We start from the raw sequence: 26,833 nt of genomic DNA on the forward strand, positions 1-26,833 counted from the left end.
CTTTTTTCAATTCACCTGACTATAACATTGAAAATTGGAGCAATTTGCAATGAAGTGTTATCAAAGTTTAAGTAAAGGCAGGATTCACCAGATAAGGCGGTGTACGGCCTTCCAGCACATCCACCAGGTTACGATAGGCCAACTCAGCCATTTTTTTACGCGTTTCCGCAGTCGCAGAACCGACATGCGGCATAGTTACCACATTTTCCAGAGCAAAAAGTTCTGATTCCTGCAAAGGCTCTTTCACGTAGACATCCAGTCCAGCCGCGAAAATTTTGCCGGCTTTAAGTGTATTAATGAGTGCCTGCTCATCCACTACAGAACCACGGGCAATATTGACAAAAACTGCATGTGACTGCATTTGATCGAACTCGTGCTGCCCAATCAAGGCCTGAGATTCCGCATTGAGATCGACAGCCACTACTACAAAATCAGACTGCTGCAACAATTCATCCAAAGCACAATAACGGGCATTTAAAGGCTGCGCCAGTTCCAGTTTTTCACGGCGGTTATGGTAAAGAATGTTCATGTTAAAACCATAAAAGCCACGGCGTGCAATCGCAGCGCCGATATTGCCCAAACCAATGATCCCCAAAGTTTTACCAAAAACATCCTGCCCGAATTGCGCTGTCCCCACGGTACGTTGCCAGTTGCCCTGCTTGGTCCATTGATCCAGAGCCGGAACTTTACGTGCTGCGCTCATCAGCAGACTAAATGCCAAATCGGCAGTGCTTTCGGTTAATACATGCGGGGTATTGGATAACCAGATTTTTTGCTGGTTTAAGTAGGACAGATCGTAATTGTCATAACCCACACTGACACTGGAAATAATTTTAAGCTGCTGTGCCGTTGCCAGATTATTTTCATTTAGTAATCGCCCTGCACCAATCATTGCATCGGCATCTTTAACTTGCTCAAGAATCTGTTGGTTGACATCACCCTGTTTCGGGTTAATGATGACCACCTGATATTGCTGTTGCAAACGCTGAAGGATATCCTGATCTAACTGGCTAAAAACCACGACTTTCTTGTTCATGTTCCATCCGTGTTTTGAGGCGATTTTTGCACAAACTGCCACAAGCGTTGTTTTAACAGGGGCTGAGTCAGCATTTCCTGCAAACCCGCCAGATTGATGCTTTTTGAATGTTTTAAATAAGCACTCTGCCCCAGAAAAATAATATTTTTATCTTCACTGATTGCATCTAAAAAGCCTTGTACATAACTTTCCGCACCGTGACCATCCTGAAAACTCATTAAAGGAAATGGCCACTGCAATTCATTATATTCACCCGATACGGCATGTTGAATATTATGCCAAAGTTGCTGCTGCTCAGCGGTGATTTCTGTTGTGTCCACTACAATTACACAGTGTGACAAAGCCAATGCTTGCAGTTGAAAAGGGGAAATTTGCTGTGCCGGACGTGTTGCTATCTCCTCGGCGACAATGTCAATTTTTTCTTCTACTGCTGCAATTGGAGAGATTAAAGACTCGGTGCGTTCAGGCTCTTGCCTTTGGTCTGCTTTAAGGGCTAGTGGTAGTACGGCTGGTGCTTTTGCCAGCACAATTTCAGTCTGATATTCAGCTGCTGCCTGATCTCGCCACAGCGATGAAGATGGCATTTTTTGACATACAACATCCCGAAGAACCCAGATATCGATTCCTAAAGTTGCCAATATGTCACGCTGATGCCCTATCATCTTTTTTCATCACCAATTGAATAGTGGATATTCTAACGAGATTAGCGATTTTTTGCTGGGCTTTTATTGAATCATCCGGCATTTTATCGTATGGAGATTAGACGATCATCAAACTGTTTTTCTTCTGCATCAACTCGACAATTTCATCGGTTTCAAAACCAAAACGCCAATACAACAGCTCCAGAACATCCAGTTCATCTTGGGTAATAATACGATCATTCCACAAACATAATTCTGCAATGCCTAAAATACTCAGACGGTCACGCAGTAGTAAACCCCCAATATCATTAAGAATTTCGGCTAAATCAATCGGCTCATCCGAAATTTCAGCATAAATTTCCAGTTCTTTTACAGTTAATACCCGTTTCAGGATTTTTTCACGCACATCAAGCTGATTGTGGCTATTAATTTGCTGCACATGCAATAAGGCATCAATCAAACGTACAATATGCGGTTTCACCTCATCCAAAGACGTTGGAGTATGAATCGGTAAAAGATTCAATTCATGTTTCACATATTCAAGCAATAAAGCATCCAATAAACCAATTTCACCATCTTCCTGAATAATTCGCGCCAGTTTCATCAAAAACTGACGTGCAATGGTCGCTGGCATAGAGCCAATATTTTTACATGCCTCGCGAAAGATCGAGATATGAACCCGTCCATCTAAATGCAGTAATGAATCCACGATGGCACGGCTGACTTCGGCTTCAGCCGGAATAAATTCACGGTACTGCCGAATCATTAAAATGGCCACCATCACTTCTCGCGAACCCGTAGCAGTCTGTAATGCACGCTGGATTAATTCAGGACGCTGCATATTGTTTCGAATTTCTGGATTTAAGGGTTTAATGGCATCCTTCAGGGCAAAACTGATTGGTGATAGGCGCAGCAATGGCAAGGGTTGCGGGGAGCTCCAGGGTATATAAACTTCACTGTTCAACTCCTCAAGCGAACGGAACAGGCTAAATAAGGGCTGATTGCGTAATTTCTTCAAATTTTCAAGCTGTAAATCCTGCACCAGACCAGGGTTCAACTCATAAATACGTTGATCAATACGTGGATGAATATTCATCCAGTTCTGTGGACCTAAAGAGTTGGCAAAACACATATGCGAAATGGATTCTGCATATTCACTATGAATTTGTGATCCTGAATGATGTACATGAATTCTCAATAAGGTTTGCACATTGGCATCATTTTGAATCAGACGCCTGGTTTTTTGATCATTCTTAAAAGTGCGGCTGCCGAGTGAAATATATTTAATAAAACGGGTAATCAAAACCCCTAAACTTCCAACCAACCAGATCAGCCCACCCATAGCCACAAAGAAAGTCGCAAGTTTATGTCTATATGCCCGACCATGCTTGGTAAAGCCCAATTTGGCAATTTTACTGCCCCACTGGCTCAAAGTCGTCAGGCTGCTGTAAAGAATTTTTAGACGCGTATTTTCCGCAGTTTCACCCGATAAAATTTTATTGAACTCATGACTTAACAGACCATAAAGTTCCAGTTCATCCAGATTCTGCAAAGCACCCCAGGTTAAAATGATCACAATATCACGTGGATAAAATCCGGCTGTCAGTGCATTTACCCCAACTTCATCAGGCAACACATATACCGTAGGTGTATCAATTAAAAAGGTTTCAGCCAGCTGTTCGGTAATTTTTAGGGCTATGCTTTCTTCAGGAATACTTTCGATTAAATTTAAACGACGAGCCCCCATCTGTTTCGCCAGTGAATGTCCACCAGAACGAAAAACATAGAACTCATACCCTATAGAAACAGCCATCACACTCAGTAATAAAGCAATCAAATAGGGACTTAACACATGCCAGAAGATGGATTGAGTTTGATCAAAATAAAAAACATTCAACCCCAAAATGGTATTTAAAATAAATAATGTAAGCAACACCGCGAGTACACAGATACTTGCAGACCAAATCATATTTTTGTTTTGAATAAAAGAATAACCCGCACTCTTCAATGTAAAGTTCCTTTATTACATTGCATTTATCTACTCATCATAAATTAAAAAAGCGGGAATTTCCCGCTTTTCATCGCATGCAAGAAGAATTTATTCTTCTTTCACGCCAGTCAAGTCCACTGACGCCGCATCAATATTGACATCAATATAACCGTCTTGAGCTTTTTTAGCAGAGTCATTACGCTTGCTTTCCAGTTCCTCCAGATAAGCTTCATCGATACCGCCCGCTACATACACACCATCAAACACCGAACAGTCAAATTCCTGTAATGCTGGTACCTTGTTGGTACGAACTGCACCTTTTAGATCTTCCAGGTCCTGGAAAATCAAACGGTCTGCACCAATAATTTCACGGATTTCTTCAACACTGCGGTTTGAGGCAATCAGTTCCGCTTTTGCTGGCATATCAATACCGTACACGTTTGGATATTTTACCATCGGTGCAGCCGAAGCAAAGAATACTTTTTTCGCCCCGGAATCACGTGCCATTTGAATAATTTCGTTACAGGTGGTACCACGTACAATCGAGTCATCCACCAGTAAAACGTTTTTGCCTCTAAACTCCAGCTCAACCGGGTTTAGCTTTTGACGTACCGATTTCTCGCGTTGCTGCTGACCCGGCATAATAAAGGTACGTCCGATATAACGGTTTTTCACAAAACCTTCACGGAATTTAACACCCAAACTATTTGCCAGTTCCAAAGCGGAAGTACGAGAAGTATCCGGAATTGGAATCACCACGTCGATGTCGTGCTCATCACCCCATTCACGGATAATTTTGCTGGCAAGCTTTTCGCCCATTTTTAAACGTGCTTTATACACTGAAATGCCGTCAATGATGGCATCTGGACGTGCGAAATACACATATTCAAAGATACAAGGACGATATTCAGGATTTTCAGCACATTGCTTACTAAACAGCTCACCCTTTGAAGTAATCAAAATGGCTTCGCCTGGTTCAATATCACGTTCAACTTTAAAGCCTAAAGCGGTAATCGCTACAGACTCGGAAGCAATGATATATTCAATGCCTTTTTCCGTTTCACGAGAACCATAAATCAATGGACGAATACCATTTGGGTCGCGGAAACCCACCAGACCATGTCCGGTAATCATGGCAACTACACCATAGGCACCTTTACAGCGCTCATGTACACGTGTCACCGCATTGAAGATATCTTCCGGCGACGGATTCAACTCGCCACTTTTCTGCATTTCATGAGCAAAAACGTTTAATAGTACTTCAGAATCCGAATCGGTATTCATGTGACGAAGATCTGTTTTAAACAAATCTTCATGAATTTCTTCAGCATTAGTCAAGTTACCGTTATGCGCCAGGGTAATTCCGTAAGGCGAGTTCACGTAAAATGGCTGTGCTTCTGCACTGCTCGAAGAACCCGCTGTCGGATAACGCACATGACCAATACCGTAATTCCCTAGCAGTGCACGCATGTGACGCGTATGGAAGACATCTCGCACCATACCGTTGTCTTTACGCAGGAATAGCCGCCCTTTATGACAGGTTACTATTCCGGCTGCATCCTGACCACGATGCTGTAACATCGTTAATGCATCAAACAACATTTGGTTAACGGGTGACTTACCAGCTATACCAACTACTCCACACATAGCAACCTCGCAAACAAGCTAGGATTAATAAAAAGGATTATTTGTTGATTCGCCTGTACGCGCTGTATGCTTCTGCGTTTTTTCAGACGATGAGTCGGAAGATGACGCTGCGTCTTCAGACTTGATATGAGCAAGTGCCCCTTGCGCCGCTTCTTTAGAAAGTTCGGTCGCCCAGGGCGCATACGGAATAAGAAGTTGTACAAATTTAGACTGTTTCCAGTGAGGAGAACTTTCCACCCAGGGACCCAGGCCCTGCATGGTGATGAGTACAATCAATAAACCTTTTAAAGAGCCAAAAGCACCACCTGCCAATCTGTTGAGGGGGCCGAGTTTCAGGCTCTTTAATACTTTGTTCAGAAATGCGGTGACAATCCAGGTTAACACCACCATGACCAATACAATAAATGCAAAAGCTGCTATTTTTTGTACAACTGGATCTCCACTGAGCGAGACCATCGAAGGTGCCAGGATGGCTGCGTATTTTGCACCGATGACCAGCGCAAGAACCCATCCTACCAAGTTCGCAAAGGCTGAAACCAATCCTTGTCGCAAACCGTTGAGCCCTCCAATGAGCAAGATAATCAGTATAAAGATATCCAGTGTATTCATGGTGTGTTTAAAGCATCAATACAATCTTTAATCAGGGCTGGACCTGTATATATGAGGCCACTATAAATTTGTACAAGGCTGGCACCTGCCTGTTGTTTCGCAACGGCCTGTTCGCCCGACAAAATCCCGCCTACCCCGATCAATGGAATCTGACCTTTTAATACTTTAGCAAAAGCAGCAAGACAAGCGGTACTTTTTTCAAATACAGGAGCACCGGACAAACCACCCGCTTCATTGCCATATTTCAGGTTTTCCACCCCTTCACGAGATAAAGTAGTATTGGTCACAATCAAACCATCAATTTTAAACTGGATTAACTGTTTCGCAATGAACTGGATATCTTCGTCGGTCAGATCAGGAGCAACTTTAAGCACCAAAGGTACATAATGCTGATACTCTTCCGCCAGTTCAAGCTGACGCTTTTTCAAGGTTTGCAGCAATTCTGTCAATGCATCACCGCTTTGCAGACTGCGCAAATTTTTAGTATTCGGCGATGAAATATTGACCGTGATATAGGAAGCGTAGTTATAGACTTTTTCCAGACAGATCAGATAATCATCCACAGCATTTTCAACGGGGGTATCGGCATTTTTACCAATATTAATACCCAAAATACCTTTGAATTTTGCTGCCTTGACATTTTCAATCAGCTTGTCTACACCGTCATTATTAAATCCCATACGGTTAATAATGGCCTTGGCTTCAGGCAAACGGAATAAACGGGGATGTGGATTGCCCGATTGGGGACGTGGTGTAATGGTTCCAATTTCAATAAAACCAAAGCCCAGCCCAGCCAGAGCATCAATATAAGCGCCATTTTTGTCCAGACCAGCTGCCAAACCTACCGGATTGGGAAATTCAATTCCCATACAGGTCACAGGTTTGGACGCTACGTTTTGACGCATCATGCCCATGCGATGAGCTGATTTCAATAGCGATAGTGTGAGCTCATGTGCACGCTCTGGTGCTAAAGAAAACAACAAAGGGCGGGCAAGAGAATACAACATATCTATAAAAGTCTACTGCTTTTTAAGTCGGCATATTATAGGCATAGTCCGCAGAAAACACCATGCTTCACAGATCTTTATTTTTACCCTTTATTGCACTGTCGCTGTTAATTTAATCTGACCAGCATCAGAAATTAGTTCTATTTTCTCAAGGCTTAGACCCATTTGTACTAATTGGGTTAAAAAATTTGCCAAGATAGCATAATTTTCATGTGCCGCAACAATCTGGATTTGCTCACCCGTTTGCTGGGAAGCCACCGATAATCCCTGCTGCTGGGCAACACGCTGAACCTTTTCTGCAGCAGTTAACTGCAGATCATCTGCAGGTTTCATTGTGACTGCATTACTTTGCATCCATACAATCATATCCTTAAGATCATTGACCCGATTCTGCTGTTTATTCGCAGCGGCATGCATATACCAGAGTGCCGAACCAATAGCCGCAATCACAACAAAAATAGTGGTAAAGATCACCATATAACGTTCACGTTGCGATAACTGATCCAGATAATCCGTGACTCTTTCAATGAATTGATCAATCGAGTTTTGCAGTTTTTCTGATGTATTCATTATTGTATTTTCACCAATCCAATTGCCCCTGCACCATTGGGCTGAACAGTGCCTAATTCTGCCTTAAAGCCTTGCTGATTGAGCTGCTGGGTTAAGTTTTGCAAAGCAGCCGCAGAATTGGCTTTCAATTCCATATTTAAAATTGAAGCTTCATAATTGATACGATTGGCTACAATCTGATTTTGCATCAGCACTGGACCAATCCGGCTTAGCAGCTGTAAAGCTTGAGTATTGGCACTTTTATTTAAGCGTACATGACTTTCAAACTGGCTTTTTAAATTCTGCTCGGTCACACGGCTGCTCTGTCCAAACCAGTACTTATACTGATCAATCGCTTGCAACGCAGTCTGGTCTGCCACCTTTTTATATTTATACCAGCGTGTTGCATCATAGCCAAACTGGACAACAATAGCAGCAACCAAGACAGCAGCACAGGCTTTCCAATAACCGGACATAGCCTGACTGTTTTTAGCTTTAGGCAGAATATTAAAAGGATGAAGTCGCGCTTTTTTTAATACCGGTATTTCATAATGGAAAGATTCAATCTGTTCCTGCGTCACCATGGCTTCAAGGCTTTGCATTTGTTCAGCGGTAAAATTACTGATTTTATAAGATTGCCCCGAAGGCTGATAATCTAAAAACAGTGCCAGATCATCCACCGAATTGCCCATAAATTCACTTTCACGGACCAGCAAGCGCCCGGACAGGTTCGCAATGATGATCTGCCCCACTTCTGGAACGGGTAAAATGAGAAAATCAGGCAATAAGGAAGCAACTTTAACCGGGATTAAGTTCAAAGCATGTTGCAAGGTTTCAACCGTACTATTTGCCACACCCAAAATGATTAACTGATCGGGATTTTGAAAATGATGCAATATTTTCATGGAATCGATGGGCAAAAGCACAAATTCTTCTAATAAATATTTAACCCCATCCGTACCCAATTTCTTGTACTGGGGCCTGGACAGACTCTGTTGCAACATTTGTACATCGCGACTGGGAAAAAATACCACCGCTTCTTGTCCATGATAGCCTTGAATATCTTGAATCAATTGTTCAAGACTAAAGGACTGAGACCAACTCTCTCCAGTTGACCAGTGCCAAACCCCATTGGCTTCAGGCATCCATAAATACAACATTAATATTTTTCTGCCGTTTTAATTAATATTTTATACATTTGGAATAAAACTTTTTAACTGTGTCGATAATCCTGTTGCAATCACTGCTTGTTCATATATCCGCGCTTCAGCCAGAGCATACGGATGAAAAGGTTCTGCGGTCAACAATGATGCCATATGCGCCACTACATTCATATGACACACCACCACAATAGACTCATAAGGAAGCTGAGACAGCCAGTCTACTGCCAATTTTGCATCATCATCCGGCTTAATCTTATTGCACACCAGTACCGGTACATCACGAAAATAATGTTGCAAATGTGCCAGGGTTTCCTGCGCACGCAATAAAGGACTCACCACAAAAGCATCAGGACGAATGATATCCTTTAAATATTCTGCAGTGAGTTGGGCCTGCGCATGTCCACGCTCGGTCAAAGGACGCTTATCATCATTGCCATGCACCGCTGGAGCGGCTTCACCATGACGGACTAAGGTAAGTTGCATAAAAAATTCCTTATTTTCAAATATGCAGCAATTAGAACCAAGCTTTATGAACGCAATAATATGACTTAAAATTACACTTCATTGTGAGGTAAAACAAATTCCACATCACTACGGTGACCATTTTTCATAAGTGAAAGTGCAATACTTAAAGGCGGTGCACCCTCAAAAATCACATCATATAATGCACTGGTAATGGGCATATAGACACCTAATTCTTCCGAACGGCTACGCACTTGCACAATGGTATTGATCCCTTCCGCAGTTTGGCCCAATTCTTGGGTGGCCTGTTCCAGAGTCTTACCCGAACCTAGGGCAAAACCCACCTGATAGTTACGGCTGAGCGGACTATTACAGGTTGCAAACAAGTCACCCACGCCAGACAATCCCAGGAAAGTCAGCGGGTTTGCACCCAGTTTCACCGCAAAACGGCTCATTTCTGCCAGTGCACGGGTTAAAATCATACTCTTGGTATTTTCACCCACCTTATAAGCCGCAGCCATACCCATGGCAACAGCATAGATATTTTTTAATGCCCCACCCAGCTCCACACCATGCACATCATCGCTACCAAAAACACGGAACAATGCGCTATGCAACGCTTGCTGTACGGCATAACGCACCAGTTCCGATTGGCTGGCAATCACCGTTCCTGCAGGTTGCCCGGCCATAATTTCCTTGGCCAGATTCGGTCCTGAAAGAACACCATACGGAACCTGAGGCAATTCTTCACGAATAATATCGCTCATGAAATGAAAAGTTTTTGCCTCAATGCCTTTGGTTAAGGAAATGACAGCCTGCGAGCTAATAAAAGGCTTAATTTGTTTCAGTACATCGCGAAAAGAATGGCTAGGAATAGCCACCAAAATAATGTCACGATTACAGACAGCTGTTTCTAAATCCGACACCGCTTTTAAACCCGGCTCCAAAACAAAATCAGGTAAATAGCGTTTATTGATATGGGTCTGATTAATTTCTGCTGCCGCCGCCTCATCACGAATCCAGATCATGGTATCACAACCATTGCGTACAGCAGTATTTGCCATTGCAGTACCAAAACTGCCACCTCCCAACACGGTCACATGCAAGGCCGTTTTTTGATCAACCACAACCGGTTCAACAAGATCTGAAAATTTCAACTCTGACATTATTTTTATATCTCAACTCATGATTCAATACAGTTACTTATTCCAGTAACTGATATAGTTTTGTATATCCACTACTGTACGCGCTGGAATCGCTTTCGCTGCGGTTCCAATATAAATAATTCCAGAAATTAAATCATCTTCTGATAGTCCCAGGCTTCGCTTAAACAACGGCGACTCAACTACCGCTCCGCTACGCCACATGGTTGAAAAGCCTTGTACCTGTAAAGACAACAAGAAGTTTTCTATTGCCGCACCTGAACTTAAGGTTTGTTCAAAATTAGGCACTTTAGGATGGGGCTGAAATTGGGTTAATGCCAAAACCAGCAGCGGCGCACGAAATGGATGGTTTTTTACCCGATCCAATTGAACAGAATCAGTTTCACCCAAATCCGCCAAAGCTCTGGAGAGCAACTCACCAAAAGCTTCACGCTGATCACTCGGAATCACCACAAAACGGGTAGGCTTTAAACGATGATGATCTGGTGCAGTCAAAGCCGCCTGAAAGGCTTTCTCCAATTGCTCTGCATTCGGCGCAGGCTCAACCAAATGCCCAATCGACTGACGTTGATGAATATTTTGATGAACCGTATCTACCGCTGAATCCGTCATTGACTTTGATATCTGTGTACTAAATATTTCATCAAGATTAGCATAATCTTGTTCAGATACTCTAGAGCGCTGAGTGAATGTCTACTCCACAATATTCAAGTTAACCAACTTTTAGTCACAGAGAGTTCATATAAAGCTGCATATTTCATACAAGTCCTTCAAAAATCATTCAAAAAATCATGTTCAAATAATTCAAACTCTTTTTAAAACAATCCCAGGGGAAAAAGATGAAACAAGTTTTTGCACTCGCTTCTATTGCCGTTGCTGTCGCCTTAACTGCCTGTGCATCCAATCCAACCACCTCATTAGCGATTCAAAAAGAAAATAATCAATATGAAGTGACGGGTATCGGTAAAAGCAGTTTAATTTCTAAAAATAATGCGATTACTGCAGCCAATAATGCGTGTGGTAAAAAAGCCATGCCTGTTATCGTGAATGAAAAAACTGAATACAATGGTGCCTTAAAAGGGGTCGTCGATGAAAAAACCGGACAAATGATTCAGGCTGCAACTACTGTTCTGGGTACCTTGGCTGGCAAAAGCGGCAGTCTGGCACGTGATGAAGACTATCAAACCGTACTGACCTTCACTTGCCGAGCCAACTAAACATTCAAATAATGGCCTATTTCATCTTATTCATTCAATACAACTATCCAGGGCAAAAAAGCCGCTTCAATAAGCGGCTTTTTTGTTTATCGCATTATTTAATGCTGAGATAAATATCTTGAAAATTAACAATAACCTTCAAGACGGGTTAAAGGCAATTTCTGACCAATGGCTTTTTCAATTTCCGGAAGATAGAACGCATCATCTTCAGACAGGAAACTGATACTTACCCCACTACTTCCCGCACGGCCGGTACGGCCTATACGATGCACATAGTCGTCAGACTGCTCAGGAAGGGTAAAGTTGATTACATGCGAAACACCGTCCACATGAATACCACGACCTGCAACATCGGTCGCGATCATAATATTATGTTGGCCATTTTTAAACTGATCCAGCATTTTTAGGCGCTTGTCCTGTGCAATTTCACCTGACAACATCACCACTTTATAACCGTCTTTTTTCAGGTGATCATAAAGCTTACGTACCTGGTCACGACGGTTAGCAAAAATCATGACTTTTTCAATCGGCTCATCACGCAAGATTTCTTGCAACAATTTATATTTATCAGTTTTGGCAACCATATAAACGCGCTGTTCTACATCAGCATTGGTTTTCTTTTCCGGCTCAATTTCCACAGTCACCGGTTCGAACAACCACTGTTGCGCCAGATTCAATACATCATAGCTAAAGGTGGCAGAAAACATTAAGGTTTGACGCTGTTCCTTACGCGGAGAAAAACGCACAATCCGTTTTACCGATGGAATGAACCCCATATCCAGCAAACGGTCTGCTTCATCAATCACCAAAAATTCAATCTGGTCCAGCCAGACTTCTTTTTGCTCAACAAAATCGATTAGACGGCCTGGTGTCGCCACAATAATATCGACAAAATTTTTATCCAGCTGTGCTTTCTGCTTATCAAAATCTACCCCACCCAGCAAAGTCACCAGATGCAGATCGGTAAATTTGGTAAGCTCTTTGGCATCACTTTCAATCTGCAAAGCCAGCTCACGTGTAGGCGCAAGAATCAGCGCACGTGCTTCGCCACGAAAGCGTTGTTCTTTAATCGGATTATTGAGCAAATCATTAATCACACTCACCAGGAAAGCCGCCGTTTTTCCTGTACCTGTTTGTGCACGACCAATGGCATCATGTCCAGCCAGAGTGAATTTTAAAACCTTTTCCTGAATAGGTGTCATTTCTTTGAAACCTAAAGCATCAATCGCCTGTTTCAGTTTCGGATGTAAATTTAAGGTTTCAAAACCAGATGACATATAAATGTGCTCTAACTTAATGATCAGGAAAAATAGGAATCTATTATAAACAAAAACGCCCCAAATTACATTGGGGCGTTCTCATGAATAATCAGGCGATTAGTCTAAAGGTTGTACTTCTTCAGCTTGGAAGCCTTTTTGACCTTTAACTACGCTGAATTCAACACGTTGGCCATCACGAAGTGAACGGTGACCGTCACCTTGGATAGCGCGGAAATGAACGAATACGTCGTCGCCGCCGTTACGTTGAATAAAGCCGAAGCCTTTAGTGTCGTTGAACCATTTAACTACGCCTTGTTCACGAGCTGTCATAAGTTAATCCTCATTGTATTTAATTAAAGGACCACCCGGTGTTGCAAACAGCAGAGTAAACAAGGTTTAAAAATAATTATTATTTCTAAGCTTGTAATCATTCTGTATTACTATTAACAAAATCCCGGTTACATCCATTGCAATATCCAATTTTAAGACATTTAAAATGCTGTCATAAATTTGAATACGCAACGAGCTTAACACGGGTTTATGACAATTCATACTGTTTTTTTGATTAATCTTCTTTTTGATTCCGCTTCTTTTTTACTAATTATTTCCTTATTTTAGATAAGTACTTTTATGTTGAAGTTCTATAATTTTATTGGGCTTTGGCACTAAATTTGCTAATATTTATCGAAATTGAATTAGATATTAAATGCGATGAATGATCTGACCAATTCAGCAATAATCATTGATGCCATGGGTAAGCCTTGCCCCATGCCGTTATTGATGCTTAAGCGAGCGATCAAGAACAAATCAGGCGGCATATTTTTACTCAAATCTTCAGATCCACATAGTCAGCAAGATGTAACGCGTTATTGTTCAATGCATCAAATGGACTGCAATATGACTAAAATTTCTGATTTTGAATATCACTACTTAATTGAATCTTAATTATTTTCAATTAAACTAGAACGTTTCAAATGTGCATAAAAAATTACATTTCTCTACCCAAATTTCCTAAACTCGCTGAAATATTGGATTAAGATAAATTTATTAAGATGGTTATGTCATCCAACTCTCAAGGAGAACACATGAGTGACAGCAGCAATCAATTGATGCCCCTGTCATTATCGGCACCAGGGGTAAATCTCGGTGCTTATATAAGTACTGTCAATCAGATTCCTATTTTAACGGCTGAACAAGAAAAAGAGTTGGCCGAACGCTACTTTTACGACCAAGATTTAGATGCTGCGAAAATGCTCGTGATGTCTCATTTACGTTTTGTGGTTCATATTGCCCGCAGTTATGCCGGTTATGGTTTGCCGCAAGGCGACCTGATTCAGGAAGGCAACTTGGGCTTAATGAAAGCAGTGAAACGTTTTGACCCAAATATGGGCGTGCGCTTGGTGTCATTTGCCGTACACTGGATTAAAGCTGAAATTCACGAATACGTGATCCGTAACTGGCGTATTGTTAAAATTGCTACGACCAAAGCTCAACGTAAATTATTCTTTAATCTACGCAGTTTAAAAAAATCCAGTAAAAAACTCACTCTGGATGAAGCACAATCCATTGCCAATGACTTGAATGTCACACCTGAACAGGTGCTGGAAATGGAAGGCCGCCTGACCGCCTACGATGCTGCTTTTGAAGCGCAAGGCGATGATGATGATGAAGGTTCAACCCACGTCGCGCCAGCCTTATATCTGGAAGATAACCGTTATGACCCGGCACGTCTGGCTGAAGAAGACGACTATGAAGAACAAAGTACTTCTGCCCTGCATGATGCTATGGATCAACTGGATGACCGTTCACGTAACATTTTACAGCGCCGCTGGCTAGATGATGAAAAATCGACGCTGCATGAACTGGCCGCTGAATATAATGTGTCTGCGGAACGGATTCGCCAGCTTGAAAAAAATGCCATGGAAAAAATTAAAGTGGCCATGTCTTCCAACTAGATGACCGAACATATGCAAGGTATTTTGAAAAAAGGGCCAAGTGCTCTTTTTTCATATGCATGCTGTAGTAATGTTGCTTTTTGCCTTCCGTGCAAGTACCAGAATATGCTAAGTTATGGGGCAAATTTACTCAGGTAGTCATTGCTTATGTGGATTGCAATTTCAGCCCTCAATTTAGCTTTTGCTGTCATGCTCGGCGCTTTTGGCGCGCATGGCTTAAAAACACGTGCAACGGAAGCTCAATTGGCGTGGTGGCATACCGCAACTGATTATTTTTTCTATCATGCGCTTGGACTTTTGGCGCTGGCCATTTTAGCCAGAGTCATTCCCCAACTTCCCATTAAAGCCAGTTTTATCCTGATTCAGGTCGGTATTTTCTTTTTCTGTGGTTCACTCTATGTCATGGCCTTAGGCCTACCCCGCGGTTTAGGAGCAATTACCCCCATTGGCGGTGCTTTAATGATTGCAGGCTGGCTGGTACTGGCATGGAATGCCTTTAAATACGTGAAATAGAATAAGGGAATTAACGATGCAGATTTATTTGAATGGCGAAGAAAAAAACACCTCATGCACTAATTTACTAGAATTAATTCAAGAGCTTGAACTTGAAGGTAAACGTTTTGCTGTAGAACAGAATGAAATGATTATTTCCAAAAGCAAGTTGGCACAGACCCCTATTTGCGCTGAAGATCATATTGAAATTATTCATGCCGTCGGTGGCGGTTAATCGGAGCTCCCATGGAAGACACCCCACTTATAATTGGTTCTCGTACTTTTAATTCACGCTTATTGGTCGGTACAGGTAAATATAAAGATTTAACTGAAACCGATTTAGCCATTCAGGCCAGCGGTGCAGAGATTGTCACAGTCGCAATCCGTCGAGTTAATATCGGCCAGCATCCTGATCAGCCGAATTTGCTTTCTGTAGTCCCACCAGAAAAATATACCATTCTGCCTAATACCGCAGGCTGTTTTGATGCAAACAGTGCCGTGCGTACCTGTATGCTAGCACGTGAACTGCTGGACGGGCACAACCTGGTAAAACTGGAAGTACTGGGCGATGAAAAAACCCTTTACCCCAATGTTACCGAAACCTTAAAAGCAGCGCGTACCTTAATTGATGATGGTTTCGAGATTATGGTCTACACCTCAGATGACCCGATTATTGCCCAAGAATTAGAGAGCATGGGCTGTGTAGCCATTATGCCTCTGGGCAGTCTGATTGGTTCAGGTTTAGGAATTTTAAATCCGCATACCATTTCTATTATTAAAGAAAATGCCAAAGTTCCGGTATTGGTCGATGCTGGTGTAGGTACTGCCAGTGATGCCGCGATTGCCATGGAGCTGGGTTGTGATGGCGTACTAATGAATACTGCTATTGCTGCGGCGCAAAATCCTATCTTAATGGCCTCTGCGATGAAAAAAGCGGTTGAAGCGGGTCGTGAAGCATTCCTTGCAGGCCGTATGCCCCGTAAACGTATGGCTAATGCCAGTTCACCTGAAACCGGTTATTTCTTTAAATAAAGTTAGAATCTGAAAAAGGACTCAGATGAGTCCTTTTTTATATTTGAAGAAAAATGCACTTAACTGACTAAGTCCTTTTGCATAATCCGGATTTTTACATCCAGCACGTCATCTTTAACCTGTTGCTGATAGGCTTGCATATGTGGCGTCTGTAAATGTGCATTTAAATGTTCAAGACTTTGCCACTGTTCTAGCATAGTAATTGAATCAGGAATTTTGGTCTGATAATCGACGTCCGATTCATGATCCATCAGCAACTCATAGCCATGACAGCCCGGGTCCTGCAAAACTGCAGGTGTTATTTTTCTAAACGCATTTAATACATTTTCACGATGCTGGTCACTTGGGCGAATCTGAATATCAGCAATCACAATCAACATAACCTGCTCCTTAAATAACCCATCCATTAGGCAAAAATATCCATCAGATGTTGACGATAGTCATGTTCGTACTGAGCGACATTGGGCATTTTAATCACATCATTCACAATGAAAGTCTCTAAACTTTGCATACCCAAAAATTGATTGGCTTTATGAAAAGATAGATATACCCCGTCGACCCCAACGCCATGAAAAAATTGTTCAGGATCATTAAATACTTCGATGGGCGCATTCCAGGTTAAGGACAACATATACTTTTTATCGTGGATGAGGCCACCTGAACCATATTTTTTCGATGTATCCGAACGTGATCAGCCATCGCTGGCATATAAAATGCCATGACCTGCCGTAAAAATATCATCCATATATTTTTTTACTGTCCACGGCACACCCATCCACCATCCCCGCATTTGATAGATAATGACATCGGCCCAGACATATTTTTGAATTTCCTGCTGAATTTCATAGTCGCTATTGGCACGGGAAATTTTAACGGTATGCCCCAGTTCACCAAGCACAGTATTTGCCAATTCAGTCAAGGTGTCATTTAACTCGCCATTCGAGTGTGCAAACTGTTTGGCACCATTCACAATCAGGATATTACTCATTTATTCGCCTTAAATCATACATTTTCATAAGGCCAATATACTCAAAGATCTTATTGATAAAAATTCATGAATTTGCAAAATACTATTGATAAAAAATCAACAATAAAATTATAGATCATTCCATATCCAAACAATTTTTAAACCTGAAAAAAGCACCCGCAGGTGCTTTTCAAATCACTCTATAGAATTAAGGAATGAGACCTTCATCCCGCATGGCAATCTGTACTGACTGACGTTCTGCGACTTTATTCCGTAAGGCAACAATATTCTTGTACGGCATCAAGTCATGTTCAATACCATTCGACCAGTTGGTTAATACGAATAGATACGCATCTGCCGGACCAAAGTTATCATCCACCAGATAATCATTATCCGACTCGCCAATCACTTTATCGATATAAGTCAATAAACGATCGATTTCTGCATAAGCTTTTTCTTTTGCTTCTTTTTCCAGAGGAGCCCCAAAGAAAACCGCATAAGCATCATGTAATTCTGAGTTTAAATATCCCAACCATTCGAGAACTTTGGCACGTCCTAGCCCGGATGGCGGAATCAAATCTTGTTTAGGGTCGTGCTGAGCAAGGAAAGGTAAAATGGCAACGTTTTCAGTAAGGATCAAACCTGGATTAATTTCTAAAGCCGGAACATAACCTTTAGGATTAATCTCGTAATAATCAGCCCCTTTTTCTGTCTTGTGTGTTTTTAAATCAACGCGTTCCAAGTCAAAATCTACATTAATTTCATTCAAAATAATGTGAGACGCTAAAGAGCATGCACCTGGAGAATAATAAAGCTTCATACCTGATCCTTGTTATATGTCTATTCACTGTTTTAAATGGCTTCTAACAAACTTTCAAGTGATCAAACCTGTAAATTGCAAAAAAGCGTAAATATATAAAAATCATTTACCTTCTGAATATTGTCTAAATTTCGCATATTTTCAAGTCAAAATTCATATGCTTTTTTGACTGAACTTGTTTTACCATACGCACCTTTAAAATTTGATGAAATCAATTCGTGTGATTAGCCTTAAAAAAGAACAATGGTTTTCCAATATCCGTAGCGATGTATTGGCCGGATTGGTGGTCGGTTTAGCCTTAATTCCCGAATCTATTGCTTTTTCGGCTATCGCTGGTGTTGACCCGCAAGTAGGCTTATATGCCTCTTTCTGTATAGCGGTAACGATTGCTTTCTTTGGCGGTCGTTCCTGCCATGATTTCTGCGGCTACAGGTGCCCTGGCCTTGCTGATGATTACCTTAGTGAAAGATTATGGACTGCAATATTTACTGGCAGCGACGATTTTAACCGGCATCATTCAAGTCATTGCAGGCTATTTTAAAGTCGCAAAACTGATGCGCTTTGTCTCGCAGTCTGTGGTGTATGGTTTTTTAAATGCTCTCGCCATTTTGATTTTTGCCGCACAACTGCCGGAAATTAATAAAATGGATAGCTTAGGCTATTTATTTATGGTGCTGGGACTAGGCATTATTTACCTGTTTCCTTATCTGCCCAAAATTGGCAAAACCATTCCCTCTCCTTTAGTCTGTATTGTTGTGCTGAGTGCTTTAGCAGTATTTTTGGCTGCCGACATGCGTACTGTCAGTGATTTGGGACAGTTCCCCGATACTTTGCCAATTTTCCTGATTCCAGACATTCCGCTGAACTTTGAAACACTACAGATCATCTTTCCTTATTCCATCACCCTTGCTACGGTCGGTTTACTTGAAACAATGATGACCACCACGGTGATTAATGAAATCACCGGAACGGAGGCTGACCGCCATCAAGAATGTCGTGGCCAAGGAATTGCCAATATTGTCAGCGGTTTTATGGGCGGTATGGCGGGTTGTGCCATGATCGGCCAGTCGATTATTAACGTCTCTTCAGGTGCACGTACCAGACTGTCGACTTTGGTGGCTGGGGTATTTTTACTCTGCTTGGTCGTTTTCTTCAAAGACTGGTTGGCTTATGTGCCAATGGCAGCATTGGTGGCGATTATGGTGATGGTGGCGTTCACTACTTTCCAGTGGGATTCAGTAAAACAGTTTCATCAACATCCTACTGCATTTAATGTGGTGATGATTGCTGTGGTGATTGTGGTACTGGCAACGCATAACCTAGCTTTGGGCGTGTTGACTGGTGTGCTGCTGTCTGCGCTGTTTATTATCAACAAGCTGGAAAGTGCGGTGAAAGTCGTATCCAGCTGTACGGGTGAGATGCGTCATTACACCATTTATGGTCAGATTTTCTTTAGCAGTTCGGAAAAATTTTTCCAGTTTTTTGACTTTAAAGAAAATATTTCCAAAGTTGTGATTGATCTGAGTCATGCCCATGTCTGGGATATTACTTCAGTGAATATGCTGAATAACGTGGTGCAAAAATTTAAAGATCAAAATATTGAGGTTGAAGTGATAGGCCTGAATGAGGCCAGCAGTACCTTGATTGATCAATACAATCAATCCTCATGAAAGATAAACAGCTTTCATGTTCTTTTATTTTTAAAGCTGCTTTTAGCGACCGAAAAAACCGAGAAAAGTTTGACTTGTTAGGCGCAGGACTTAAAATACCGGATTCAAATTTTTTACATTTGCCAAAGTTATGTCGAACGATCAATTAGACCAGCAAGTCGTAGAGCTGGACAACTTGAATGAACATCGCGAAATTGTCACTTTTATGCGCCGTTCATCTCCGCTGAATACCTCTCAACGTACTGCGCTTGAACAATATGGTCAGCTAATTTTGGAATATCCGGTGGGTGATTTGCGTCAGCATTTTGAACATCCGGAACGCCCACTTACGGTGGAAATTGGTTTTGGTATGGGTCGTTCACTGGTACTCATGGCAAAAGCCAATCCTGAACGCAACTATGTCGGCATAGAAGTCCATGTTCCGGGCATCGCACAATGTGTGTATGAAGCCGGTATGGCAGGCTTAACTAACTTACGTTTATTGGATGCCGATGCCATTCAGGTGCTTCGTGAAATGCCAGACAACAGCATTAATGCCATTCAGCTGTATTTTCCTGATCCTTGGCAAAAGAAACGTCATTTCAAACGTCGCTTTGTATCACATGACCGCATGCCGCTGGTGGAACAGAAACTGGAAATGGGCGGGACTTTCCACTCAGCAACCGATTGGGAACCTTATGCTGAATGGATGCTGGATGTTTTGGATAACCGTCCAAACCTTGAAAATATGGCAGGAAAAGGCAACAGCTATCCACGTCCAGACTGGCGCCCACAAACCAAATTTGAACGTCGCGGTTTAGAGGAAGGTCATAAAATTAACGACTTCCTGTTCAAGAAAATCAAATAACCTTAATCGACAGTATAAAAAAATGGCTCATATCAATGAGCCATTTTTTTATACTCAAAGTTTAAGCTTTTATCGCCATATAACCTTGATAGGATAAAATCTGGGTAAACCGCTGCACAGCATCGAAACCACTCGCTTTCAGTTGTTCAAAAGTTTCCTGCTCCGATAATGGATAAAAATCATCCTCCATGCGTTCTACCATGGCAGCAGCTTGTGCGGGGGTCAAACCATTGGCTTCGCAAATCTGTTTTAATGTTTCCAGCTCATGAGCCGAGTTTATTTTGGTTAAATCAAAAGTTATGAATATTCCTTGCGATTTTAAATGCGAAGAAATAGCCTTAAAGAACTTGGGCTTATCTGCATAATTGACAAAATGCGTCACCAAAATGGAAAGTACTACATCGTAAGACTGGCCAGTTTTTAACTGGTCTACATCACCCAATACAAACTCCACCCGAGGCAATGCATTTAAGGCGTGAATATGATGTTTGGCTTTATCCAGCATGTTTTGTGACAACTCGGTTGCGGTAAAAGTCCATTCAGGAAACAACTGGACCAGATGACCCAGCTCATAGCCCGTACCACAACCGACAATCAGCACATGCGCATACTCATCCACATAAGTTTTTAATAAAGCCGTAATTTGCTGATGTACCACTTCATAACCAGGAATCAGCTTACGGATGTGTAAATCATAACCGTCTACCACATACTGGCTATTAAAATCCTTTGCCATAAGTGCCTCCCTTTACAATGCATGACCTGAATTTATTTAAGTTTAAGTGACTCATCAGGATGATGCGATTGCAAAATCTGTTGACTCATCAGATTGTAGATATTTTTCAAATCTTCCCGTTTGGCATCATCCAGCATCTGTTGATGCATATTCAGGATATTTTGATCTCCTCGCATTGCAGGCCCGGTCTGCATCTGCTTAGGGTCATGCTGTACGGCTTTCTGGGCTGTCTCCAAAATTAACGGGTAAAGCAGCGAGAAATCGACTTGCTGCGCATCGACCACCTGTTTTGCCATATCATAACAGTAATTACTAAAATTACAGGCAAAGACCGCCGCCAGATGTAAGCTTAAACGCTGTGCCGATGTATAGGCATAGACCCGTGAACTTAGGCTATTTGCTAACTCGGTCAATTGCGCCAGATCACTCGGCCGGGTTGCCTCCACAAACAGCGGTGTTACCTGCCAATCTACTTCGCGTTGTAAGCTAAAGGTCTGTAAAGGATAAAATACTCCGGCACGTGTATGAACCTTTGCCAGAACTTGAATATCGGTACTGCCTGAGGTATGCACAATCAAGACATCGGCTAATTGTGCATGCACCTGTTGAATGACCTCAGCAATTACTTGATCGCTCACTGCAATAATCACCAAATCCACATCTGCTTCAAGTTCTGCAATATTGACTATTGCCTGTGCAGTGACCTGACTGGCCAACGTCTGGGCATGTTCTAAAATCCGGCTACAGATCTGTACAATTTGATGATTCTGGCTTAGAACAGCAGCCAGATGATGCGCCACGCGTCCAGCACCAATAAAACTAATTCGCATACCTAAGTTCACGTTTTACAATTCTGTACAAGCATGCCAATAATAAAAGGACGAATCAATTCGTCCTTTTATTTAATTGCAATTCAATATGTATGGATAAGTGTACTTTTTTTAAACTGAGATAAAGTTGACCTTTCACTTATTACTGCTTATTTACACCCTGCTCATCCACTTCACGTAGCACCCCTGTTTCGGTATTTAATACTTCAAACTCAATACGGCGATTTTTAAACTGTCCTTCAGGCGTTGCATTATCCGCTACAGGTTGCTGCGAACCATAACCCACCGCCTGCAACTGTGCAGGATCTACGCCTTGTTTGACCAGATAATCCACAATGGCTTGAGCACGTTTTTGCGACAATGCCTTATTTTTTTCAGCACCCCCTACGACATCTGTATGCCCTTTAACAGTTAAATGGACCTGTGGCGCGCGTTTAATCAAGGCAGCAGCCTGATCCAGAATCGATTTATTGACATCTGGAATCTCGGCACTTGCGGTAGCAAAATTTATAATCTGCATATTCAGTGCAGTTGCAATATCCAGTGCACGAATCTGATCCGGATTAATTTCCGCCAATGCTTGTTCTGCATTGCTATTATCGGTAGCAATGGCAGTATTGGGATCTACAACTGCTGATGCACTCTGCATTCCAGCCGGAGTCAGCACAGTCATGTTTTTCGCAAGGGGACGAATTTGAGCTGCAAGCTGTTCAGCATCCGCCGGATGAGCAGTCTGAATGGAAAGCTGATCTCCCATCCAGGTTAATGAGACATTAGGTACACCTTTGACCAGTTTCAATACGCTTGGAATGACATCCTGATCGATAAATTCTGAATGATAACGGCTATTGTTTTCTACACCACAACCGGTGTTGTGATTAAAAATCTGTTTAATTTCTTGCTGTAAAATATCAATATAATTTGCATTACCGGCATAGAGCTGACATGTGATTAAATCTCCTGTCGAACCGGTACTGAGTTGCAATTTTGCTGGTTCACTACTCGCTGTTTCAGCAGGTATACCACTGGCTGGAGTACTTTCTTTTTTATCTGAACACGACTTAAAAATAAATGCCAATAGTGCAGCTAAAATAAGGAAAACAATCAAGGGAATTAAAAAACCTGATTTCTTTTTTTTCTCAATGATCTGATAAAGGTCAACGGGGGGCACTTGATGTAAAGTTTGCCCCGATGCAGTATCCATCCCTAAAGCGCTGAGGAGTGCAGGAGCCCAATGTGGCAAAGCACTGGATACTGCTGGCCAGTGGTTTTCAATAAGATGTGTGATCGCACTGGAATCGGAAGATCCAGCCTCATCTTCCAGTACGCCCAAGGTGGGTGCTATAGAGCGATTGAGTGTTGATTCGATTGTTTCAGTCGGCACCGTGCCGGAAATCTGTTGTAAAAATTCCTGCTTTAAAGAGGGGTTGATGATAAAGATATCGCCCAGTCTTGGATTTAATTGATTCTGTAAATTTATAATAAACTCGGGTTTAGATTTGAAGATAGATAACAAAATGGGGAGAAAACTACTTAAGGCCTGACTCTTTTCACTCAGGTATTCGGTTTCACCCTGCAAAACCGTTGCAGATACTTTCTGCTTTAATAAATCAATCAAATTAAGATTCATGGCTTATTCCTCTTATTGTCTTTTTATCATGTCCTTTTTTAGTCTATTCGTTCATTTTTTATACAGTGTAATAAATTGTATTATTTGAATACTATTATTTTTCAATAATAAAAAAGCCAGCCGAAGCTGACTCTCTTAATTGTTTAAAAACGATTTAATTGTTTAAGCTGAGAAAGTTTTAATCACTTTACCCACCACTTTCTGGTTAATCAGCGGGGTATTTTTGCCTTGAGAGATAATGCTCTCTTTGCTAACTGTCCACTCAAGTTGAGGGTCAAGCAAAGCCCAGCCCGCTTCTTCAGTCCAGCGTTCTAGCATGTTTGCTACTTTTGCCGGTGCAACGGTAACTTTTTCTACCCACTCTAAAGGCTCAAAAAAACCTTCATTAATCAGTTGAATGCCAAAAGGTACAAATGTATCAAATGCAGTAAAACCTGGCTGGGTTTCAGCAAATGGCGCCATTTTTGCAGAACTGCTCAGTGGTTCATGGTGAGTCGTAATCGCATCAATGATGCCATCTTTCACACCTTGACGCAGCAAGTTCTTGTCTTGCTCAGAACGTAAAGGCGGACGTACATGTGCAAGTGAATTGAAACCATCAATCAGCTGATCGGTCAGATGTAACTGGTGCATAGCCACATCACAAGTTACTGGCAAACCTTTTTCTTTGGCAATGCGAATCAACTCTACAGAAGCACCACATGACAACAAACCAAAGTGGGCACGCACGCCAGTAGCTTCAATCATGAGCAGATATTTTGCAATCGCAACGGTTTCTGCCAAGGCTGGAATCATCGGCAAGCCCTGACGTGAAGCAATAAAGCCTTCATGTACACAGCCATCTTTGGCAATTTGTGGTTCTTCCGCATAGAACACTACAGTCATATCTAGACCCGCAGCATATTCCAGGGTACGAATCACCACATCATCATCGGCAAACGGTGCATTGGCATTGGAAACTGCAGTACAGCCACCCTTTTTCAGACCCGCCATATTGGCAGGTTGATTTCCTTTCAAGCCTTGTGTTTGTGCACCAATCACTTCCAAGTAAATGCCACCATCCAGCATGGCTTTTTCAACCAGGCCGTGAATGAGTGCGCCATTATCCTGTACGATCGGTTTTGAATCTGGCGGGGTAAATACATGCAAAATGCCATTTTCACGTGCCGCCTTTCCTTCAGACTTTAAGGTCCCGTGCTGCTGCTGACCCGGTTCACGCAAACGGGCGCACAAATCCACCATGGTCGGAATCAGCCATGTACCTTGCCCGTCAATGGTTTCAGTCACGTTGGCAGTTTCAGCAACCCGTTTGCCATTTTCAATATATACGGTTTGTACGCTATCAGTTTTGTTGATGGGGTCCAAGACACGTACATTTTCAATTTTTACAATACTCATGACTTTCCCTTATCCCGCAACCGCTTCTAACAAACCTTTTTCTTGCAACTGACCTTGCATTGCCAGAGCCAATACCGCCATACGTACTGCAATACCGTTGGTCACCTGATGCAGAATCACTGACTGGGTGCCATCGGCAATACTGGAATCAATTTCCACACCACGGTTCATTGGGCCTGGATGCATCACGATGCAATCCGGTTTTGCCATAGCCAGACGCTCTTTGTTCAGACCGTACATTTTGTAAAATTCAGCTTGTGAAGATAAAGCGGGTGAATCAATACGTTCGTTTTGAATACGCAAGGTAATGATCACGTCGCAATCTTTAATGCCTTCTTCCATGTTGTTAAATAAACAGACATCTTCGCCATATTCAGCAAAACCATACGGCAGCAAGGTATTCGGTGCAATGACACGGATATCTTTACAGCCTAAAGTTTGCAGTGCCGCAACATCTGAACGTGCTACACGTGAATGCTTGATGTCACCAATAATGGCAATGCTGATATCTTCAAAATTCTTTTTGGTTTCACGGCGAATGGTCAGCATGTCCAGCATTGCTTGTGTCGGATGTGCATGACGGCCATCACCGGCATTAATAATGGCAACATTCGGGCAGACATCTTTGGCAATAAAATGCGGCGCACCTGAAGATGAATGACGCACCACAAAAATGTCGGTTGCCATGGCTTCCAGATTCCACAAGGTGTCACGCAGGGTTTCGCCTTTAGATGTACTAGAACGCGCAATATCAATGTTGAGCACATTAGCAGACAGACGTTTTGCTGCAGCTTCAAAAGTGGTACGGGTACGGGTAGAGTTCTCGAAAAACAGGTTCATCACCGTACGACCTTCGAGCAGGTTATTGGTAATCAGCTGATTTTGGTCATTAAAAAAGGACTGCGCAGTGTCCAATATTTTTGTGAGTGTTTCTTTAGAAAGACCCTCGATGGTGAGGAAGTGTTTTAAGTTACCATCTTGGTTGAGTTGAATCTGGCTCGGAGTATGCAATGCCGCCAAGTGCATGAGAGATTCCTTATACGTTAAGTCAACGTATTATACAGAGTTTAAGCGATTTAAATAGTTCAGCTTGATCTTACTTGTCTAAAAAGCAGCTCGGTATTTGGAATAAAAAATATAATTCCAATTTAATTTTTCAATAACATAATTTAACCATTCTATGAGTTAGCCATCTGATTTTAAAAAATAAAAACAGGTAACTCAGCCTGATTCCGAGTTACCCTAGACAACTAACGTAGAGCCCCAATGTAGCGGTTTGCCCCTTGTGCACGCTCTATATCTTCTTGAGTGGGTTCAACCGAAATTAATTCTTCATGTTGCTTGAACTGAATTTCATTTTCAGGCTCTTCATCAGTTTTTAGTCCCAGCACTTTAGTCAAACGTTCAACCAGGCGAAGTAATTCAGGGTCTTGTGTCTGTTTCGCCATTACCATCACATGTTCGGCATATTCGACATTCTCTGTAAGATAGCTTGCATCAATCACACGCCCTGATACCCGTCTTAACCGTGCATAAATAAGTGTTGCCACTGAAAAAACTTCATTTGTAATGATTACACTTTCTGACATTTGTCATTCCCATCTCTAAAAAAAGAAAGTGAGGCATCAAGTGCTCTCCTTGATCAAGCAGCCTCACTGGGCTATGCAGCAATATCTGTACCAATATAAAAAAAGCTCACATGATTCAACATAT

The 26,833-nt window shown here is 42.1% G+C and carries 28 protein-coding genes and 2 pseudogenes; 8 read left to right on the plus strand and 22 right to left on the minus strand.

Going from position 1 to position 26,833, the window contains the following annotated elements; all coding sequences use genetic code 11:
• Positions 1-67: 67 nt before the first annotated feature.
• The 11 genes from ABJ384_RS08860 to ABJ384_RS08910 all read right to left on the minus strand — a co-directional run bounded on the left by ABJ384_RS08860 (position 68) and on the right by ABJ384_RS08910 (position 10,879).
• On the minus strand, positions 68-1,036 hold the full coding sequence (locus tag ABJ384_RS08860; protein ID WP_349926836.1) for a D-glycerate dehydrogenase: 969 nt from the start codon (positions 1,034-1,036) through the stop codon (positions 68-70).
• On the minus strand, positions 1,033-1,698 hold the full coding sequence (locus ABJ384_RS08865; protein WP_349926838.1) for a hypothetical protein: 666 nt from the start codon (positions 1,696-1,698) through the stop codon (positions 1,033-1,035). The genes ABJ384_RS08860 and ABJ384_RS08865 overlap by 4 nt, the downstream gene beginning before the upstream one ends.
• A gap of 97 nt (positions 1,699-1,795) precedes the next feature.
• Positions 1,796-3,685, minus strand: coding sequence for a M48 family metalloprotease (locus tag ABJ384_RS08870; protein WP_349926840.1), 1,890 nt, complete (start codon positions 3,683-3,685; stop codon positions 1,796-1,798).
• 90 nt (positions 3,686-3,775) lie between these two features.
• The gene (gene purF / locus ABJ384_RS08875; RefSeq protein ID WP_349926842.1) at positions 3,776-5,314 is read right to left on the minus strand and encodes an amidophosphoribosyltransferase; all 1,539 of its coding nucleotides are present in this window, start codon (positions 5,312-5,314) and stop codon (positions 3,776-3,778) included.
• Between the two features lie 24 nt (positions 5,315-5,338).
• Positions 5,339-5,923, minus strand: coding sequence for a CvpA family protein (locus ABJ384_RS08880; RefSeq protein WP_349926844.1), 585 nt, complete (start codon positions 5,921-5,923; stop codon positions 5,339-5,341).
• Positions 5,920-6,930 carry a quinone-dependent dihydroorotate dehydrogenase gene (locus tag ABJ384_RS08885; RefSeq protein ID WP_349926845.1) on the minus strand — a complete coding sequence of 337 codons (1,011 nt, stop codon included), beginning with the start codon at positions 6,928-6,930 and terminating at the stop codon, positions 5,920-5,922. The genes ABJ384_RS08880 and ABJ384_RS08885 overlap by 4 nt, the downstream gene beginning before the upstream one ends.
• A gap of 90 nt (positions 6,931-7,020) precedes the next feature.
• Positions 7,021-7,500 (minus strand): type II secretion system protein GspM, encoded by a 480-nt coding sequence (gspM, locus tag ABJ384_RS08890; RefSeq protein WP_349926848.1) that lies wholly within the window; start codon positions 7,498-7,500, stop codon positions 7,021-7,023.
• Positions 7,500-8,639, minus strand: coding sequence for a type II secretion system protein GspL (gspL, locus tag ABJ384_RS08895; protein ID WP_349926849.1), 1,140 nt, complete (start codon positions 8,637-8,639; stop codon positions 7,500-7,502). Before gspL ends, gspM begins: the two co-directional genes overlap by 1 nt.
• A gap of 30 nt (positions 8,640-8,669) precedes the next feature.
• Positions 8,670-9,125 carry a phosphoglycerate mutase family protein gene (locus ABJ384_RS08900; RefSeq protein ID WP_180174447.1) on the minus strand — a complete coding sequence of 152 codons (456 nt, stop codon included), beginning with the start codon at positions 9,123-9,125 and terminating at the stop codon, positions 8,670-8,672.
• Between the two features lie 71 nt (positions 9,126-9,196).
• Positions 9,197-10,270: an NAD(P)H-dependent glycerol-3-phosphate dehydrogenase gene (locus ABJ384_RS08905; RefSeq protein WP_349926851.1), complete on the minus strand. Its 1,074-nt coding sequence runs from the start codon at positions 10,268-10,270 to the stop codon at positions 9,197-9,199.
• 33 nt (positions 10,271-10,303) lie between these two features.
• The gene (locus ABJ384_RS08910) at positions 10,304-10,879 is read right to left on the minus strand and encodes a nitroreductase (protein ID WP_180041780.1); all 576 of its coding nucleotides are present in this window, start codon (positions 10,877-10,879) and stop codon (positions 10,304-10,306) included.
• Between the two features lie 227 nt (positions 10,880-11,106).
• Here ABJ384_RS08910 and ABJ384_RS08915 point away from each other — a divergent pair, with 227 nt between their 5' ends.
• The gene (locus ABJ384_RS08915; RefSeq protein ID WP_180041782.1) at positions 11,107-11,484 is read left to right on the plus strand and encodes a hypothetical protein; all 378 of its coding nucleotides are present in this window, start codon (positions 11,107-11,109) and stop codon (positions 11,482-11,484) included.
• Positions 11,485-11,609: 125 nt separating this feature from the next.
• Here the strand turns inward: ABJ384_RS08915 and rhlB are convergent, their stop codons facing one another.
• On the minus strand, positions 11,610-12,761 hold the full coding sequence (gene rhlB / locus ABJ384_RS08920) for an ATP-dependent RNA helicase RhlB (protein ID WP_086195564.1): 1,152 nt from the start codon (positions 12,759-12,761) through the stop codon (positions 11,610-11,612).
• Positions 12,762-12,860: 99 nt separating this feature from the next.
• Complete coding sequence (locus ABJ384_RS08925; RefSeq protein ID WP_004648643.1) at positions 12,861-13,073, minus strand: cold-shock protein; 213 nt, start codon at positions 13,071-13,073, stop codon at positions 12,861-12,863.
• Between the two features lie 381 nt (positions 13,074-13,454).
• Between ABJ384_RS08925 and ABJ384_RS08930 the strand changes: the two genes are divergently transcribed.
• The 5 genes from ABJ384_RS08930 (at position 13,455) to ABJ384_RS08950 (ending at position 16,222) form a co-directional block, all read left to right on the plus strand.
• Positions 13,455-13,688 carry a sulfurtransferase TusA family protein gene (locus tag ABJ384_RS08930; protein WP_349926854.1) on the plus strand — a complete coding sequence of 78 codons (234 nt, stop codon included), beginning with the start codon at positions 13,455-13,457 and terminating at the stop codon, positions 13,686-13,688.
• Between the two features lie 140 nt (positions 13,689-13,828).
• Complete coding sequence (rpoH, locus tag ABJ384_RS08935) at positions 13,829-14,698, plus strand: RNA polymerase sigma factor RpoH (protein ID WP_086195566.1); 870 nt, start codon at positions 13,829-13,831, stop codon at positions 14,696-14,698.
• A 147-nt stretch (positions 14,699-14,845) separates the two neighbouring features.
• Positions 14,846-15,211 carry a DUF423 domain-containing protein gene (locus ABJ384_RS08940; RefSeq protein WP_086195567.1) on the plus strand — a complete coding sequence of 122 codons (366 nt, stop codon included), beginning with the start codon at positions 14,846-14,848 and terminating at the stop codon, positions 15,209-15,211.
• 16 nt (positions 15,212-15,227) lie between these two features.
• Positions 15,228-15,425, plus strand: a complete 198-nt coding sequence (gene thiS, locus ABJ384_RS08945; RefSeq protein WP_086195568.1) for a sulfur carrier protein ThiS — start codon at positions 15,228-15,230, stop codon at positions 15,423-15,425.
• A gap of 11 nt (positions 15,426-15,436) precedes the next feature.
• Positions 15,437-16,222, plus strand: coding sequence for a thiazole synthase (locus ABJ384_RS08950; RefSeq protein ID WP_086200191.1), 786 nt, complete (start codon positions 15,437-15,439; stop codon positions 16,220-16,222).
• Positions 16,223-16,281: 59 nt separating this feature from the next.
• Here the strand turns inward: ABJ384_RS08950 and ABJ384_RS08955 are convergent, their stop codons facing one another.
• From ABJ384_RS08955 to ABJ384_RS08965, 3 genes and pseudogenes are all read right to left on the minus strand, one after another.
• Entirely contained in the window at positions 16,282-16,602 is a 321-nt protein-coding gene (locus ABJ384_RS08955) for a putative quinol monooxygenase (protein ID WP_349926857.1), read from the minus strand.
• A gap of 26 nt (positions 16,603-16,628) precedes the next feature.
• Positions 16,629-17,210, minus strand: a pseudogene (locus ABJ384_RS08960) (NAD(P)H-dependent oxidoreductase).
• A gap of 187 nt (positions 17,211-17,397) precedes the next feature.
• Positions 17,398-18,009, minus strand: coding sequence for a glutathione binding-like protein (locus ABJ384_RS08965; RefSeq protein ID WP_086195571.1), 612 nt, complete (start codon positions 18,007-18,009; stop codon positions 17,398-17,400).
• A 220-nt stretch (positions 18,010-18,229) separates the two neighbouring features.
• Between ABJ384_RS08965 and ABJ384_RS08970 the strand changes: the two are divergent.
• Both ABJ384_RS08970 and trmB read left to right on the plus strand, forming a co-directional pair.
• A pseudogene (locus ABJ384_RS08970) lies at positions 18,230-19,679 on the plus strand (SulP family inorganic anion transporter).
• A 130-nt stretch (positions 19,680-19,809) separates the two neighbouring features.
• Positions 19,810-20,526 (plus strand): tRNA (guanosine(46)-N7)-methyltransferase TrmB, encoded by a 717-nt coding sequence (gene trmB, locus ABJ384_RS08975; RefSeq protein ID WP_166166644.1) that lies wholly within the window; start codon positions 19,810-19,812, stop codon positions 20,524-20,526.
• 61 nt (positions 20,527-20,587) lie between these two features.
• On the opposite strand, the gene ABJ384_RS08980 is transcribed toward trmB, so the two are convergent.
• From ABJ384_RS08980 to ABJ384_RS09005, 6 genes are all read right to left on the minus strand, one after another.
• Entirely contained in the window at positions 20,588-21,262 is a 675-nt protein-coding gene (locus tag ABJ384_RS08980) for a class I SAM-dependent methyltransferase (RefSeq protein ID WP_349926859.1), read from the minus strand.
• 32 nt (positions 21,263-21,294) lie between these two features.
• Positions 21,295-22,092 (minus strand): F420-dependent NADP oxidoreductase, encoded by a 798-nt coding sequence (locus tag ABJ384_RS08985; RefSeq protein ID WP_349926861.1) that lies wholly within the window; start codon positions 22,090-22,092, stop codon positions 21,295-21,297.
• A gap of 142 nt (positions 22,093-22,234) precedes the next feature.
• Positions 22,235-23,722, minus strand: a complete 1,488-nt coding sequence (locus ABJ384_RS08990; protein WP_349926864.1) for an OmpA family protein — start codon at positions 23,720-23,722, stop codon at positions 22,235-22,237.
• A gap of 162 nt (positions 23,723-23,884) precedes the next feature.
• Positions 23,885-25,120: a dihydroorotase gene (locus ABJ384_RS08995; protein WP_349926866.1), complete on the minus strand. Its 1,236-nt coding sequence runs from the start codon at positions 25,118-25,120 to the stop codon at positions 23,885-23,887.
• 9 nt (positions 25,121-25,129) lie between these two features.
• Positions 25,130-26,146 carry an aspartate carbamoyltransferase catalytic subunit gene (locus ABJ384_RS09000; protein WP_349926868.1) on the minus strand — a complete coding sequence of 339 codons (1,017 nt, stop codon included), beginning with the start codon at positions 26,144-26,146 and terminating at the stop codon, positions 25,130-25,132.
• Between the two features lie 224 nt (positions 26,147-26,370).
• A complete protein-coding gene (locus ABJ384_RS09005) occupies positions 26,371-26,709 on the minus strand; it encodes a hypothetical protein (protein ID WP_300047292.1) in 339 nt (112 codons plus the stop codon).
• Positions 26,710-26,833 lie beyond the last annotated feature (124 nt).

Origin of the sequence: Acinetobacter sp. A1-4-2 (assembly GCF_040233925.1) — a bacterium.
In the GTDB taxonomy this organism is placed as follows: domain Bacteria; phylum Pseudomonadota; class Gammaproteobacteria; order Pseudomonadales; family Moraxellaceae; genus Acinetobacter.

Excerpts from the sequence above, each read along its gene's own strand:
- gspM (WP_349926848.1), bottom strand. The coding sequence starts at position 7,500 with ATGAATACATCAGAAAAACTGCAAAACTCGATTGATCAATTCATTGAA.
- ABJ384_RS08900 (WP_180174447.1), bottom strand. The coding sequence starts at position 9,125 with ATGCAACTTACCTTAGTCCGTCATGGTGAAGCCGCTCCAGCGGTGCAT.
- thiS (WP_086195568.1), top strand. The coding sequence starts at position 15,228 with ATGCAGATTTATTTGAATGGCGAAGAAAAAAACACCTCATGCACTAAT.
- gspL (WP_349926849.1), bottom strand. The coding sequence starts at position 8,639 with ATGTTGTATTTATGGATGCCTGAAGCCAATGGGGTTTGGCACTGGTCA.
- ABJ384_RS08910 (WP_180041780.1), bottom strand. The coding sequence starts at position 10,879 with ATGACGGATTCAGCGGTAGATACGGTTCATCAAAATATTCATCAACGT.
- ABJ384_RS08965 (WP_086195571.1), bottom strand. The coding sequence starts at position 18,009 with ATGAAGCTTTATTATTCTCCAGGTGCATGCTCTTTAGCGTCTCACATT.
- ABJ384_RS09005 (WP_300047292.1), bottom strand. The coding sequence starts at position 26,709 with ATGTCAGAAAGTGTAATCATTACAAATGAAGTTTTTTCAGTGGCAACA.
- ABJ384_RS08995 (WP_349926866.1), bottom strand. The coding sequence starts at position 25,120 with ATGAGTATTGTAAAAATTGAAAATGTACGTGTCTTGGACCCCATCAAC.
- ABJ384_RS08865 (WP_349926838.1), bottom strand. The coding sequence starts at position 1,698 with ATGATAGGGCATCAGCGTGACATATTGGCAACTTTAGGAATCGATATC.
- ABJ384_RS08905 (WP_349926851.1), bottom strand. The coding sequence starts at position 10,270 with ATGTCAGAGTTGAAATTTTCAGATCTTGTTGAACCGGTTGTGGTTGAT.
- ABJ384_RS08860 (WP_349926836.1), bottom strand. The coding sequence starts at position 1,036 with ATGAACAAGAAAGTCGTGGTTTTTAGCCAGTTAGATCAGGATATCCTT.
- ABJ384_RS09000 (WP_349926868.1), bottom strand. The coding sequence starts at position 26,146 with ATGCACTTGGCGGCATTGCATACTCCGAGCCAGATTCAACTCAACCAA.
- ABJ384_RS08980 (WP_349926859.1), bottom strand. The coding sequence starts at position 21,262 with ATGGCAAAGGATTTTAATAGCCAGTATGTGGTAGACGGTTATGATTTA.
- ABJ384_RS08990 (WP_349926864.1), bottom strand. The coding sequence starts at position 23,722 with ATGAATCTTAATTTGATTGATTTATTAAAGCAGAAAGTATCTGCAACG.
- ABJ384_RS08915 (WP_180041782.1), top strand. The coding sequence starts at position 11,107 with ATGAAACAAGTTTTTGCACTCGCTTCTATTGCCGTTGCTGTCGCCTTA.
- rhlB (WP_086195564.1), bottom strand. The coding sequence starts at position 12,761 with ATGTCATCTGGTTTTGAAACCTTAAATTTACATCCGAAACTGAAACAG.
- ABJ384_RS08880 (WP_349926844.1), bottom strand. The coding sequence starts at position 5,923 with ATGAATACACTGGATATCTTTATACTGATTATCTTGCTCATTGGAGGG.
- ABJ384_RS08940 (WP_086195567.1), top strand. The coding sequence starts at position 14,846 with ATGTGGATTGCAATTTCAGCCCTCAATTTAGCTTTTGCTGTCATGCTC.
- rpoH (WP_086195566.1), top strand. The coding sequence starts at position 13,829 with ATGAGTGACAGCAGCAATCAATTGATGCCCCTGTCATTATCGGCACCA.
- ABJ384_RS08950 (WP_086200191.1), top strand. The coding sequence starts at position 15,437 with ATGGAAGACACCCCACTTATAATTGGTTCTCGTACTTTTAATTCACGC.
- ABJ384_RS08955 (WP_349926857.1), bottom strand. The coding sequence starts at position 16,602 with ATGTTGATTGTGATTGCTGATATTCAGATTCGCCCAAGTGACCAGCAT.
- ABJ384_RS08985 (WP_349926861.1), bottom strand. The coding sequence starts at position 22,092 with ATGCGAATTAGTTTTATTGGTGCTGGACGCGTGGCGCATCATCTGGCT.
- purF (WP_349926842.1), bottom strand. The coding sequence starts at position 5,314 with ATGTGTGGAGTAGTTGGTATAGCTGGTAAGTCACCCGTTAACCAAATG.
- trmB (WP_166166644.1), top strand. The coding sequence starts at position 19,810 with ATGTCGAACGATCAATTAGACCAGCAAGTCGTAGAGCTGGACAACTTG.
- ABJ384_RS08925 (WP_004648643.1), bottom strand. The coding sequence starts at position 13,073 with ATGACAGCTCGTGAACAAGGCGTAGTTAAATGGTTCAACGACACTAAA.
- ABJ384_RS08885 (WP_349926845.1), bottom strand. The coding sequence starts at position 6,930 with ATGTTGTATTCTCTTGCCCGCCCTTTGTTGTTTTCTTTAGCACCAGAG.
- ABJ384_RS08930 (WP_349926854.1), top strand. The coding sequence starts at position 13,455 with ATGAATGATCTGACCAATTCAGCAATAATCATTGATGCCATGGGTAAG.